The organism is Oerskovia enterophila (assembly GCF_001692445.1).
In the GTDB taxonomy this organism is placed as follows: domain Bacteria; phylum Actinomycetota; class Actinomycetes; order Actinomycetales; family Cellulomonadaceae; genus Oerskovia; species Oerskovia enterophila.
The window spans coordinates 25,567-39,529 of the sequence record NZ_MAQA01000045.1 but is presented as its reverse complement, the minus strand read 5'-3'; the positions used below and the strand labels follow the sequence as shown (position 1 = coordinate 39,529).

Sequence of the window (13,963 nt, the reverse complement as noted above, 5' to 3'; positions counted from 1 at the left end):
CAGGGCACGGGTCGTGCGGCGGGGGGTCTGGGCGAGGGTGGTCATGCTGCACGCTCCGTCGGGTCGATGGTGGAGGAGGCAAGGCCGGGGCGCGAGGCGCCGGGCCCGTCGGCGATCGCGAGGAACGCCTGCTCGAGCGACGCGGGGCGCGCCTCGATGCGGCCGAACGTCACGTCGCGGTCGGCGGCCCAGGCAAGCAGCACCGCGAGGCTGCGCTGGAGGTCGCGCGTCGCGATCGAGAGCGTGCCGCCCTCGACGCGCTCGAGGCTCTCGCCCGGCAGGAGCGGGAGGTCCGCGAGGTGGGGGCGCACGCTCGCCTCGTCGACGTAGACGTGCGCGGGCTCGGCGTCGACGATCTCCGCGACCGTGCCCTCCTGGACGATCCTGCCGCCGTGCATGATCGCGAGCCGGTCCGCGAGGCGCTCGGCCTCCTCGAGGTAGTGGGTCGTCAGGACGACGGTCGTGCCGTCGTCGAGCAGAGACTGGACCAGGTCCCAGGCCGAGCGGCGGCTCTCCGGGTCCAGGCCCGTGGTCGGCTCGTCGAGGAACAGCACCTCGGGGCGTCCGAGGAGCGCCAGGGCGAGGTCCAGACGGCGCCGCTCGCCTCCCGAGAGCGACGTCACCGTCACGTCGGCGCGGCCGCGGAGCGCGACGAGGTCGAGCGCCTCCTCGACCGGGCGCGGTGCCGCGAGCGTCCCGGCCCACATGCGCGCCGTCTCGATCGCGGTCAGGTCGGACGGGAAGCCGGCCTCCTGCAGCATGATCCCGATCCGCGGGCGGACCTGGGCGCGCTCGCGGTAGGGGTCCTTGCCGAAGACCTTGGCCGTGCCGGCCGTGGGGCGCGAGAGCCCCTCGACGACCTCGAGGAGCGACGTCTTGCCCGCGCCGTTGGTCCCGAGGAGCGCGAAGAGCTCGCCGCGGCGCACCTGGAGGTCGACGCCCGCCACCGCCTCGAATCCCTTGGCGCCGCGGGTGCTGCTGGCGTACCTGCGGCGCAGGCCCTGCACGTCGATGACGAGGTCGTCCTGGCGGGCGTCGCGGCCCGAGGCGCCGTGGTCGAGGCTGTCGTTGTCCATGCCTCCAGCCTGGTGCCGGCCGGAGCGCTCAGGCAGTGCAGCCCTTCACCCGTTCTGTCGGGTTCCTCATGCTTCGTCGGTGAGGTTTGTCATGTCCGACGGGGCGTCCGACGTGGCACCCACGGCGGGTCCCGTGCCGTCGGTCGTGGTGCCCGTCCCGGGGGCCGCCGGGGCGCTCGTCAGCGCGAAGCCGCCCAGGGTGAGCACCGAGAAGGTGAGGGCTCCCGCGCCCCAGGTGAGTGCCCGACGTCGGGCACCGCGCGGCTCGGCCCGGTCCCCGGGCCCGACGTGGTCCGTGGGCCCAGCAGGCTCGGTGGTCCCCGGGTGCGGCGCGGGGTCGTTCGCGGGGGACGTGTCGGACGGCATGGCTGCTCCTCCTGTCCGGGCGAGCCCTTCGCCCGTACGACCCACCCTGCCCGTGCGACCTGCGCGCCCGGTGGTACGAGACTGTGCGGCGCCTGTGAGCGGGGCCGGCGGACGACGACGGGCGCGGCGCGTGCCTCAGCACGCCCCGCGCCCGTGGGTCGATCCCCGGTGACCGGCGCCCGTCAGCCGCGGCTGACGTCGGCTCCCAGCGCGTCGAGCTTGTCCTGGAAGTACTCGTACCCGCGGTCGATCAGGCCGATGCCGCGCACGGTCGACGTGCCCTTGGCCGCGAGCGCCGCGATGAGGTGGCTGAACCCGCCGCGCAGGTCGGGGACCTCGATGTCCGCCGCGGACAGCGGCGTGGGGCCCGAGATGACGGCCGAGTGGTGGAAGTTGCGCTGCCCGAACCGGCACGGCAGCCCGCCCAGGCACTCCTTGTAGACCTGGATCGTCGCGCCCATGCCCCGCAGCGCGTCGGTGAACCCGAAGCGGTTCTCGTAGACCGTCTCGTGCACGATCGACAGGCCCTTGGCCTGCGTGAGCGCCACGACGAGGGGCTGCTGCCAGTCCGTCATGAAGCCCGGGTGCACGGCCGTCTCGAGCACGATCGCGTTGAGGTCGCCGCCCGGGTGGTAGAACCGGATGCCGTCCTCCTGGACCTCGAACTCGCCACCGACCTTGCGGAACGTGTTGAGGAAGGTCATCATCTCCGGCTGCGTCGCGCCCTTGACGGTGATGTCGCCGCCGGTCGCGAGGGCCGCCGAGCCCCAGGAGGCCGCCTCGATGCGGTCGCCCAGCGCGGTGTGCTGGTAGCCCATGAGCTTGTCGACACCCTCGATGCGGATCACGCGGTCGGTGTCGACCGAGATGATCGCGCCCATCTTCTGCAGGACGGCGATGAGGTCCATGATCTCGGGCTCGATCGCGGCGCCCGAGAGCTCGGTGATGCCCTCGGCGCGGACCGCGGTGAGCAGGAGCTGCTCGGTGGCCCCGACGCTCGGGTACGGCAGGGCGATCTTGGTGCCCTGGAGGCGGCGCGGGGCGCGGATGTGGATGCCCTGCTCGCGCTTGTCCACCACGGCGCCGAACTGGCGCAGGATGTCCAGGTGGTAGTTGATGGGGCGGTCGCCGATCCGGCACCCGCCCAGGTCCGGGATGAAGGCCTCGCCCAGGCGGTGCAGCAGCGGCCCGCAGAAGAGGATCGGGATGCGGCTCGACCCGGCGTGCGCGTCGATGTCCGCGACGTGCGCCGACTCGACGTCGGTCGGGTCGAGGTGCAGCGTGCCCGCGACCTCGTCCGCGACGACCTTGACGCCGTGCAGCTCGAGCAGCCCCGTCACGACGCCGACGTCGCGGATCTGCGGCACGTTGCGCAGCACGCTGGGCCCCTCGCCGAGCAGGGAGGCCACCATCGCCTTGGAGACGAAGTTCTTCGCCCCTCGCACGGTGATGGTCCCGTTGAGCGGTGTGCCACCGTTGACGTACAGCAGATCGTTCATGTGGTCGTCGTCGCCTAGCTCTCTCGATGGTCGTGCGGATGGGTCCTGCGTCCGACTCGGTCCGTGCGTCCCCTGCCGCCGGCGGCCTGGTGGGCCGCTCGGGCGTCGGTGCGCGGACGCCGCTCGCGGCGCCGTGCTCCCTGTCCCCCAACGCGGGGCATCCGAAGATTATTCACCCACCGGGGCCGATCCGACGACGGCGAGGCCCGCGAGAGCTCGCTGACCAGCAGGGACACCGGCCGGACCCGCTCGGTGGGCGCCAGGGGCGCCCGTCACCCAGGTGCCCGACGGCGCAGGCTCGCCTCACGCGCGAGGCGCGCTCCGCCGTCGGGCACCTGTGGCGTGCTACGGGCGGGTCGGCTCGTACTGCTCGACGTAGCGGTCGACCGCCGCGAGGTAGGCCGCCCGGCGGTCCTCGTCGATCCAGGACGCCTCGAACGAGTTCTTCGCGAGCGTCACGACCTCCTCGGACGTGAGGCCGGCCTTGGCGGCGACCGCCGCGTAGTTGTCGGCCACGTACCCGCCGAAGTACGCGGGGTCGTCGGAGTTGATCGTGATCTTCACGCCGTCGCGCAGGAGCTGGGCGACCTCGGCGGCCTTCATGTCGTCGGTCACGAAGCTGTTGGACACGGGGCAGCTCGTCAGGCCGATGCCGCGCGCCTTGACCTCGGCGACGAGCGCCGGGTCCTCGACGATGTTGGTGCCGTGGTCGATGCGGTCGACCTGGATGGTCTCGAGGACCGTGCGGATGTTGTCGATGCTGCCGACCTGGTCGATGTCGCAGTGCATCGTCAGGCGGTAGCCGAGCTCACGGGCGCGCGCGAACACCGCGGTGAACTTCTCGGGCGGGTTGCCCCGCTCGTCGGAGTCGAGGCCCACGCCCAGGATCAGGTCCTTGAACGGCACCGACGCCTCGAGGGTCTCGGCCGCGCTCTCGGCCGAGTGGTCGCGCAGGAAGCACAGGATGAGGTCGGCGTCGACGCCGAAGTCTGCTGCGGCGGCCGCGGCGCGGTGGTAGCCCTTGACGACGGCCTCGAACGGGACGCCGCGCGAGGTGTGGGCCTGGGGGTCGAAGAACATCTCGGCGTGCTGGACGCCGTTGGCCGCCGCGCGCAGGAGGTACGCGTGGGCGAGCTCGAAGAAGTCGTCCTCGGTCTGCAGCACGTCCATGGCCGGGTAGTAGACCGCGAGGAAGCTCGTGAGGTCGGTGAACCGGTAGGTCGCCTGGACCTCCTCGACGGTGCTCTGGCCGATGTCGATGCCGTTGCGCTCGGCGAGGCGGAGCTTGAGGTCCGGCTCGAGCGTGCCTTCGAGGTGCAGGTGGAGCTCGGCCTTGGGCAGCCCGGTGACGAAGTCCAGAGTCGGCTGGAGGGGCAGGGGCATGGTTCTCCTTCGTGAGGGGGTCGTCCTCCCATCATGCCCCCGGCTCCCGTGATGACCACATCGCGAGACGGCCACTTCGCCATGTGGTCACGGTCCTTACCGTGGGAGGGAAGTTACCGGGTAGTACGGTCCCCTCCGGCGCGCAGGGAGACCTCCCCGAACCCATCCTCTGCACCAGGAGCACACCCCCGTGACCACTACGGCCGTCCACCCGTCCGCCGACCCCGAGGCGCCGGTCAACAGCAAGGGCCGCGTGATCTTCGCGAGCCTCATCGGCACGTCGATCGAGTTCTACGACTTCTACGCCTACGCGACCGCGGCCGTGCTCGTCTTCCCGACCGTCTTCTTCTCGGCGCTCGACGGCGGGACCTCCCAGCTCCTCGCGTCGTTCGCGGTGTTCGGGGTCGCGTTCGTGGCGCGTCCGCTGGGGTCGATCGTGTTCGGCCACTACGGCGACCGGATCGGACGCAAGGGCACGCTCGTCGCCTCGCTCCTGACCATGGGCGTCGCGACGTTCCTCATCGGCCTGCTGCCGCCGTCGACCACGCCCGGGTGGGCCGTGCTCGCGCCCGCGCTGCTCGTCCTCATGCGCTTCTGCCAGGGCCTGGGGCTCGGCGGCGAGTGGAGCGGCGCGGCCCTGCTCGCGACCGAGAACGCCCCCGCGGGCAAGCGCGCGATCTGGGGCACGTTCCCCCAGCTCGGGGCGCCCATCGGCTTCATCCTCGCGAACACCACGTTCCTGGTCCTCGCCGAGACGCTGACCGACGCGCAGTTCTCCGCGTGGGGCTGGCGCGTGCCCTTCCTGGCCAGCGCGCTCCTCGTGATCGTGGGCCTGTGGGTGCGCCTGCGGCTCGTCGAGACGCCCGCGTTCCAGAAGGTCGTGGAGACCGGCGCGGTCGCCAAGCTGCCCGTGGCGCAGGTGTTCCGCTCGTCGTGGCGCCAGATCGTGCTCGGCACGTTCATCATGCTCGCGACCTACGTGCTGTTCTACCTCATGACGACGTTCACGCTGACGTTCGGCACCGCGCCCGCCGAGGTCGCCGCGGGCAGCGGCGGCGCGCCGGGTCTCGGCTACGCACGCACCGACTTCCTCGTGATGCTCATCGTCGGCGTCGTGTTCTTCGGGATCTTCACGCTCGTCTCGGGCCCGATGGCCGAGCGGTTCGGCCGCCGCAAGCACCTCATCTGGACGACCGTCGCGATCATCGTGTTCGGTGCCCTGTTCGTGCCGCTGTTCACGGGCGGGACCGTGGGCGTCATGACGCTCCTGATCGTGGGCTTCACGCTCATGGGTCTGACGTTCGGCCCCATGGCCGCGATCCTGCCCGAGCTCTTCCCCGCCAACGTCCGGTACACGGGCTCCGCGATCGCCTACAACCTGTCGTCGATCCTCGGGGCGGCCGTCGCGCCGTTCATCGCGGTCGCGCTGTGGGAGCAGGCCGACGGCTCGCCCGTGCTCGTCGGGGTCTACCTGTCGGCCATGTCGGTCCTGACGCTCGTGGCGCTGCTCGTGAGCAAGGAGACCAAGGACGTCGACTACACGGACAACGTGAGCTGACGCTCCCCCAGCGGCCCGACGGCGGGGCGCACCTTCCCACGGAAGGCGCGCCCCGCCGTCGGGCATCCGCTCCGCGAGACCCTTCCGGACCCCTGCGCGCGCACTTCTGCGGACGCACGACTTGTCCGCCATGCTGAGGGAAGGACGCAGGGGAAGAGGCCGATCCGATGACGGACGACGCGCGAGACGTGACGAGCGGCCGCGCGAGGGCGGCACGGGGGTCCGCGCCGCGCACCGAGCGCCCGGCCGACGACGCGAGCCCCTCGCCCGCAGCCGACAGGCTCGACTACCGCGCGGTCTTCGCCGCCCTGTCCGCGCCCAAGGTCCTGCTGTCCCCCGACCTGACGGTCCTCGACGTCAACGACGCGTACCTCGACATGCTCGGGCTGCCCGCGACCGCGCTCGTCGGACGCCCGCTCAACGCGGGCTTCGCCTTCTCCCCCGCTGACGACGAGCGCGTCGCGCGGGTCGTCGACTCGTTGCGGCGCGTCCTGCAGACCGGGCGGATCGACCTGCTCGGGCCGCTGCGCATCGACGTGCCCGGCGACCGGCCGGACGAGTGGCTCGAACGCCACTGGCTCATGACCAACATCCCCGTCTTCGACGCGAGCGGCCGCGTGGCCGCGCTCGTGCACCGCGCGGAGGACGTGACCGACATCGTGCTGACCTCGCAGCGGACCGCGACGGACCAGCAGATCGGGCTCGACGCCGCGGTGGTCGACCACGCCCTGCACCTGGGGTCCTCGCTCGGCAGGTTCCAGGAGAGCTTCGACCGCGAGCGGCGTGCCGCGCTCGAGCTCCAGGACTCGATCCTGACCCCGCCCGCCCAGCCCGAGGGGCTGCGCATCGACGTCCGCTACCGGCCCGCCTCGCGCGAGATGCACGTCGGCGGCGACTGGTACGACGCGTTCGAGCTCTCGTGCGGGTGCACGCTCGTGGTCGTCGGGGACGTCGTCGGCCACGACATCTCCGCGGCCGCGACCATGGGCCAGCTCCGGGGCGTGATGCGGGGCGTCGCGTACGAGTCGGGCGACTCGCCCGCGGGCATCCTCGAACGCACCGAGCGGGCGGCCGACGGGCTCGGCATCGACGCGGTCGCGACGGTGGCCGCGGCGCTCGTGGGGCTCCCCGGGCCGACCGGCGACCGGACGCTCACGTGGGTCTCGGCCGGGCACCCACCGCCCGTCATGGTGCGGGCCGACGGTTCGGCCGAGCTCCTCGCGCGGCACAACGACCGGTTGCTCGGCATCGGCTCGGACGCGTCCCGGACGGACCACACCACGCTCGTGCACCCCGGGGACGTGCTGCTCCTCTACACCGACGGCCTCGTCGAGCGGCGCGGCACGCGGCTGCGGGAGGCGCTCGACCGGCTGCCGGGCGTCGTCGAGGAGCTCGCCGGCCGCTCGCGGGAGGACCTCCTCGACGCGCTGCTCGCCCGGCTCGTGCCGCAGACCACCGAGGACGACATCGCGCTCGTGTCGGTCGAGGTGCTGGCGTCCGAGGGCGCGAGGTAGAGGCCTGGTGCCGAGATAGAGGCCCGGGGCCCTCTACCTCGACGCGGACCCTCTACCTCGAGGGCGAAGGAGTCGCCCCGGCGCGGGCACGCTGAAGGCGCCCGACGACGGAGCGCACCGTCGCGGGGAAGGTGCGCTCCGTCGTCGGGCGCCTGGGTGGTGCAAGCCCTGCCGGCCCCGGCGGGAGGTGGAGCCTCCCACCGGGGCCCGGGGCGGGCGCCCGGATCAGTCGAACAGGTTGGTCTGCAGGACCGTGTACAGGATGGTGTGGACGCGGTCGCGCAGACCGTTCCCGACCCCCACCGGGTCCTCCTCGACCGCGGCCCTGGTGGCCTTGTCGGACCCCGGGAGCATCGCGAGCATGAGGTCGTTGCCGTAGCGGGCCGCGAGGCCGGGGTCCATCCAGGAGCCGAGCACCGCGTCGGTCGAGACGACTCCCTGGAAACCCCACTCGCCGCGGAGCACGTCCTGCAGGAGCTGCTCGTTGCCACCGGCCCAGGTGCCGCCGATGTTGATGAACGAGCTCATCGCGCCCGTCGGGTCGGCCTCCTTGACCGTGATCTCGAACGGCTCGAGGTACAGCTCGCGCAGGGCCTGCTCGTCGACGAACACGTTGACGCCCGACCGCGCGTTGACCTCCTGCTCGTTGAGCGCGAAGTGCTTCATGAACGTCAAGACGCCCTTGCTCTCGGCGCCCGAGACCATCGCGGCGGACATCATGCCCGACAGGTGCGGGTCCTCCGAGAAGTACTCGAAGTCACGCCCGCCCAGTGCGGAGCGGTGCAGGTTCATGCCGGGGGCGTACCAGCCCTCGATGTCGTAGGCGTTGGCCTCGGTCCCCACGGACTCGCCGAGCGCGTACGCGAGCTCGTCGTTCCACGTCGCGCCCACGACGACCTGGGTCGGGTAGGCGGCCGCCTCGAGCGGGCTGAAGAGCGAGTTGAGTCCCGCAGGCCCGTCGAGCAGGTCCATCGCGGGGATGCCCAGCCGCTCGACCTCGTGCGTGCGGTAGGCGCCCTTGGCGAAGAGGTCGATCTGCTCGTCGAGCGTGAGCTGGTCGAGGAACTCCTCCCACTGCGGGTCGTCACGGTCGAGGCCGGCCAGGTCGGCCAGGACGAGGCCGTTGTCGGCGCCGTAGGTCGGGGTCTCACCCTCCGCGGGCTCGATCTGCGGGTCCATGCGCGCGAGCAGCTCGTCGGAGGCCGTGGCCCCGGCCTCGGGAGCCTGCGGGAACGTGCCGTCCCAGTCGGCGCGCGAGAGGTAGGTCAGGTCGCCCTCGACGTAGTCGAAGCGGTTGGTCAGCTCGTGACCGGTGTCGGCGTCGGTGTCGTAGACGACGTCCTCGGCCACCACGTGCTCGAACTGCGCGACCGGCGTGTGCACGTCGGTGCGCACCGAGATCTGGTACGTCCCGGCCTCGAGCAGGTACGCGCCGTGGCCAGCGGTGTCCCACGAGGCCATGTCGCGCACGTCGAACGTGACGGTCAGAGTCTCGGACTCCCCCGGCTGGAGCATCCTGGTCTTGTCGTAGCCCGCGAGCTCGATCGCGGACTTCTCGATGCCGCCCGGCGTGTACGGGGCGGAGAAGTACGCCTGCACGACGTCCTTGCCCGCGACGTCGCCCGTGTTGGTCACCGTGACGTCGATGCTGACCGTCTCGCCCTCGACGCGCGGTGCCGTGGCCTCGTGCGCGAACGTGGTGTAGCTCAGGCCGTGGCCGAACGGGAACTGCACGGCCTCGGCGTAGCCCGCCTCGTCGCCCGCGTAGCGCGTCTCGTAGTAGCGGTAGCCGACGTAGATGCTCTCTTCGTAGTCCATGTACGAGCGCTTGGTGTTCGCGTAGTCGAAGTCACCGACGTTGGCGACCGCCGGGGCGCTCGTCACGTCGTAGGCGTAGGTGTCGGTCAGGCGGCCGGACGGGTTCACGTCCCCCGTCAGCACCTTGGCGAGCGAGACGGCGCCGCGGGGACCGGGCGTGCCGATCCACACCGCGGACCTGATCTGCGGGTACGCGTCGAGGAACCCGAGCTCGAGCTGGTTGCCCGAGTTCACGACCACCACGACGTCGTCGAACGTGCCCGTGACACGGTCGAACAGCGCGCGCTGCGCATCCGTCAGGCGCAGCTGCTCGGGGCTCATGTCCTGCCCCTCGACGCCGTCGTTGCCGATGACCACCAGGGCCGTGCCGGAGTACTCGGCGGCCTGGGCCATGACGTCGTCCGTCAGGTAGTCGGGGGCGGGCTCGCCCTCGTCGCCGCCACCCAGCATGGCGCCCGCGATCTGGACCAGGCCGTTGGCGCCGCCGGTGTCGGTCTTGGCGCCGGCCGCCTCCATGGTCGCCTTGAGGTCGGGGTTGACCGCGATCCCCTGGTCCGCGAGCGCGTCGTAGAACGGCACGGACTGCGACTGGTTGCTGCCGCCGGACCCGCCACCGCCGAGGATCAGGTTGAACGACGCGAAGCTGAACACGTTGAGCGCGTCGTCCGCGAGCGGGAGGAGGTTCTCCTCGTTCTTCAGCAGGACGATGCCCTCGTCGGAGATCTCCTCCGACACCCGGGCGGCGTTCTCCCGGGCGGCCACGCCCGCCGGGGACGCGGAGTCGTACTCGATCGACATGAGGAACCCGATCGAGCTCGCGAACGGCGCGACCAGGGCGCCGATCCCGACCACGGCCACGGCCGTGACTCCCCAGCCGACCGCGCGGCGGGGACGGTGCTCGACCTTGCGATTGACGCGGGCGCGGCGCTTGTCCTCGCGACGCTCGGCCCGGGTCATCCCGGCGCGCGCCTCGGCCCGCTCCGCCTTGGCGGCCTTCCTCGCTTCGCGGACCGCGACCTTGTCAGCGGCCTTGGCCGCCTTCCGGTCCTCGGGCGCCATCGCCTTCAGCTCGGCGCGCCGGGTTCGCCTGGCCGCGCGCAGCTCCTGTGCGCGCGCGACCGCGTCCCGCTTGATCTCTGTGCGTGTCGCCATCGTTCTCAGTCCTTCTTCGGAGCCCGCGCGGCCTTCGCGTGGGCACGCCATGCCGGGACCAGGCGGCGCATGCCGCGCCAGAACCGGCCGTTGACCATCACGAGCAGGGCGTCGAGCATCGCGTCGTCGACCTTGCCCGCGCTCATCCGCGCCACCGACCGGAACGGCAGGTCGAGCGCGAAACGGGTGTTGTTCGCCGCCAGGGGGCGGCCCAGTGCCATGAGCAGTCGGCCGGCGGTGTCGATGAGCCCGACCAGCAGGCCCCCGAAGCCGCCGCGCCCTCGCGCCTGGGCGACGATGTCGTCGCGCGTGAGCGGCTGCCCGACGGGCCAGTCCGGGGACGGGGGCGTCCGCCCCAGGAGCGCAGCGAACTCGGCGGCAGGGACGCGGTCCACCTTGCCGCTGACGTAGTGCGGCAGATCCGTGGTGTCGGGCGTCCAGGGCTTGCCGTCGATCTCGACGCACGCCGTCAGGCGGAGGTCGCGCGACGACGCCCCGACCTGCACGGTGTAGGTGCCGGGCACGGTGCGCCACTCGTGGACGCCCGTGTCGTAGGCGTCGAACGCGTGCTCGGCGAGCTCGACGCTCACGCTCGCGCTCTCGCCCGGTGCCAGGGCGACCTTCGCGAAGCCCGCGAGCTCGCGGGGCGCGCGGAACGCGCCCTCGGCCGCGCCCGGCGCCTCGACGTAGACCTGCACGGTCTCGGTCCCGGCGCGGTCCCCGGTGTTGGTGACCGTGACCTGAACGCTCTCGCGGTCCGCGGCGAGGTCGCTGTGCTCGAACGTCGTGTAGCTCAGGCCGTGGCCGAACGGGTAGCGGACCGGCAGGCCGACCTTGTCGGCGTGGCGGTACCCGACGTAGATGCTCTCGCGGTGCTCGGACGTCGCCTCGGTCCGCCCGAACGTCGCCGACGACGGCACGTCGGTGTAGCGCAGAGGGTACGTCTCGGCGAGGCGCCCGGCGGGGTCCGCCCGGCCGGTCAGCACGTCGGCGATCGCCTGCCCGCCGCCCTGGCCACCGAGGTAGCCGTGCACGATCGCGTCGACGTGCTCGGCGAACGGCAGCTCGACGGGCGCACCGCCGGCCAGCACGACCACGACCGGCACCCCGAGCGCCGTCAGCTCGCGCGTGAGGGCGAGCTGGTTGCGCGCGAGGCACATGTGCTCACGGTCGACGCCCTCGGCCTCGGCCGACTCGTCCAGCCCGAGGAAGAGCAGCACGACGTCGGCGCGCTCGGCGAGCCGGACCGCCTGGCGTCGGCGGCGCGCCGACGCGGCCGAGTCCCACGCACCCCGCCCGCCGTCGCGGCGTGCATAGCCGGGCTCGTAGCCGACGACGTCCAGGTCGCTGCGGCGCAGCGCGTCGAGCGCGACGTCCACCCGGGTCGGGTTCACGAGCGAGCTGCCCGCGCCCTGGTACCGCGGGTCGGCAGCGAAGTCGCCGATCACTGCGACACGGCCCGAGTGCGACCCGAGCGGCAGCGTCCCGCGCGCGTTGCGCAGCAGGACGACAGAGCGCCGTGCCGCCTCGACCGCGAGCGCGTGGTGCGCATCGAGGTCGACCGGTGCGGCGCCGTCGGGCGTGCGGCTGGTGGCGCGGGCACGCTCCGTGCGCTCGATCAGCATGAGCAGCTCGTCCACGCGGGCGTCGAGGACCGCCTCGTCGAGGCGACCCTCCTCGACCGCGCGCACGACCTCGGCGTCGGTCACCCCGTCGGTCGACGGCATCTCGAGCGCGTTGCCCGCGACCAGGCCCGCGACGCGGTCGTTGTTGCCGCCCCAGTCGGTCACGACCAGGCCGTCGAAGCCCCACTGCTTGCGCAGGATCTCGTCGAGGAGCTCGCGGTGCTCGTTCGCGTAGGTCCCGTTGACCTTGTTGTACGAGCTCATGACGGTCCAGGGCCGGCTCTCGGTGACCGCGATGCGGAACGCCTCGAGATAGGTCTCGTGGAGTGCGCGCTCGTCGACGACCTCGTCCATCGTCATGCGGTGCGTCTCCTGGCTGTTCACCGCGAAGTGCTTGGCGCTCGCGGCCACGCCGCGGGACTGGATGCCGCGGATCTGCGCCGCGGCGAGGCGGCCCGCGAGCAGCGGGTCCTCGGAGAAGTACTCGAAGTTGCGGCCCGCGAGCGGGTTGCGCTTGATGTTGAGGCCGGGGCCGAGCAGGACGCTGACGCCCTCGGCGGCGGCCTCGGCGCCGAGCGCCTCGCCCACCCGCTCCACGAGGCCGGGGTCCCAGCTGTTGGCGAGCGTGGCCGCGGTCGGGAAGCACGTCGCGGGCAGGCTGGCGTTGAGACCGAGGTGGTCCGCCGCCCCGCCCTGCTTGCGCAGACCGTGCGGGCCGTCGGTGAGCATGATCGAGGGAACGCCGAGCCGGTCGACCGGCTTGGTGTTCCAGAAGTTCGCGCCTGAGGTGAGCGAGGCCTTCTCGGTGAGGGTCATCTCGCTACGGGCACGTCGTCGGGCGTCAGGAGGAAGCACGGCGTCAGGATAGCCCAACCTCCACCACTTGGTGGAATTACGGGAGGGGGTAGCCTCTGACCTCGGAGAGGATCGTCGTGACCACACAGCAAGCAGCCACCACGGGGCGGCCCGAGGGGTACGCCACCGGGCGAGCGACCAAGCAGTCGATCGTCGCCCGCGCCGCAGAAGCCTTCGCCCAGAAGGGGTTCTACGGAGCCTCCCTGCGAGGCATCGCGCGCGAGGCCGGGGTCGACCACTCGACGCTCCTGCACCACTTCGGCACCAAGACCGCGCTGCTCCTGGCCGTCATCGAGTGGCACGACGCGCAGCACGCGCCGCCCCAGATGCCTACGAACTTCGCCCCCGAGGACCTCGTCGACGGGTTCGTCCACGTCGCCGAGCGCAACCGATCAGCGCCCGGGCTGGTCCAGCTCCTCTCGACCCTCTCGGCCGAGGCCGGCACCGAGGGACATCCCGCGCGGCCCGTGCTCCAAGAGCGGCACCAGGTCCTCGTCGGGGTCATCGGCGGGATGATCCGGTCGCAGCGTGAACGCGGTGTGCTGGCGGACACGGGGGCTTCGCCCGAGGAGCGCGCCGGGCTCGTCATCTCCACCTGGGAAGGGCTCCAGGTCTACGACGCCCTGCACCCCGGGACGGTCGACGTCCCGGGAATGCTCGGCGAGATGCTGCGGCGGGAGTTCGGGATCGGGTAGGCCCCGTGGGCCCTCGGGCCGCAGGCGCGGCCTCCCCAAGGTGCCCGACGGCGGAGCACACCCCAGCCCTTCGACGGGCATCGCTACCAAACAGGCCGCGACCGACACCCTCGAGCCCGTCGATGACTTCGTGACCACGATCGCCGTGACGCCACGCTGGCCGATTTGAACCGCCGCCTTTTCGACGGCTTCACGAACGACGAGCTGACTATCGCCGCCCACCGGCTCGAGGACGTGACGCGTACCCTCCCCTAGTTCGCCAGCGCAGCCTTGAGCTGGTCGACCTGAAAGCGATTGACGTAGCAGAAGGACTGCGGTGGCTCGAGTCCCGCATTGGCCCGGATACTGTGAAGGGCGTGGGAGTTGCGAGCGGGACGGCATCCCTGAGCCGCAGGCCGTATCCACGTGACGCATCCTCGTAG

9 protein-coding genes are annotated in these 13,963 nt (G+C 72.0%); 3 read left to right on the top strand and 6 right to left on the bottom strand.

Going from position 1 to position 13,963, the window contains the following annotated elements; all coding sequences use genetic code 11:
* Positions 1-41: 41 nt before the first annotated feature.
* The 4 genes from OERS_RS15905 to OERS_RS15890 all read right to left on the bottom strand — a co-directional run bounded on the left by OERS_RS15905 (position 42) and on the right by OERS_RS15890 (position 4,324).
* Entirely contained in the window at positions 42-1,076 is a 1,035-nt protein-coding gene (locus OERS_RS15905) for an ABC transporter ATP-binding protein (protein WP_083201532.1), read from the bottom strand.
* A 66-nt stretch (positions 1,077-1,142) separates the two neighbouring features.
* Entirely contained in the window at positions 1,143-1,442 is a 300-nt protein-coding gene (locus tag OERS_RS15900) for a hypothetical protein (protein WP_068626903.1), read from the bottom strand.
* Between the two features lie 182 nt (positions 1,443-1,624).
* The gene (murA, locus tag OERS_RS15895) at positions 1,625-2,941 is read right to left on the bottom strand and encodes a UDP-N-acetylglucosamine 1-carboxyvinyltransferase (RefSeq protein WP_056648421.1); all 1,317 of its coding nucleotides are present in this window, start codon (positions 2,939-2,941) and stop codon (positions 1,625-1,627) included.
* Between the two features lie 345 nt (positions 2,942-3,286).
* The gene (locus tag OERS_RS15890) at positions 3,287-4,324 is read right to left on the bottom strand and encodes an adenosine deaminase (protein ID WP_056648419.1); all 1,038 of its coding nucleotides are present in this window, start codon (positions 4,322-4,324) and stop codon (positions 3,287-3,289) included.
* A 190-nt stretch (positions 4,325-4,514) separates the two neighbouring features.
* Here OERS_RS15890 and OERS_RS15885 point away from each other — a divergent pair, with 190 nt between their 5' ends.
* Together OERS_RS15885 and OERS_RS15880 are read left to right on the top strand one after the other, a co-directional pair.
* Positions 4,515-5,882, top strand: coding sequence for an MFS transporter (locus OERS_RS15885; RefSeq protein WP_068626901.1), 1,368 nt, complete (start codon positions 4,515-4,517; stop codon positions 5,880-5,882).
* 167 nt (positions 5,883-6,049) lie between these two features.
* Entirely contained in the window at positions 6,050-7,396 is a 1,347-nt protein-coding gene (locus tag OERS_RS15880; RefSeq protein ID WP_068626899.1) for a PP2C family protein-serine/threonine phosphatase, read from the top strand.
* Positions 7,397-7,621: 225 nt separating this feature from the next.
* Here the strand turns inward: OERS_RS15880 and OERS_RS15875 are convergent, their stop codons facing one another.
* Both OERS_RS15875 and OERS_RS15870 read right to left on the bottom strand, forming a co-directional pair.
* On the bottom strand, positions 7,622-10,366 hold the full coding sequence (locus OERS_RS15875; RefSeq protein WP_068626897.1) for a glycoside hydrolase family 3 protein: 2,745 nt from the start codon (positions 10,364-10,366) through the stop codon (positions 7,622-7,624).
* 5 nt (positions 10,367-10,371) lie between these two features.
* Entirely contained in the window at positions 10,372-12,846 is a 2,475-nt protein-coding gene (locus tag OERS_RS15870) for a glycoside hydrolase family 3 C-terminal domain-containing protein (protein ID WP_248948616.1), read from the bottom strand.
* A 77-nt stretch (positions 12,847-12,923) separates the two neighbouring features.
* On the opposite strand from OERS_RS15870, the gene OERS_RS15865 reads away from it, so the two are divergent.
* Positions 12,924-13,541 (top strand): TetR/AcrR family transcriptional regulator, encoded by a 618-nt coding sequence (locus OERS_RS15865; protein WP_068626892.1) that lies wholly within the window; start codon positions 12,924-12,926, stop codon positions 13,539-13,541.
* Positions 13,542-13,963: the final 422 nt, after the last annotated feature.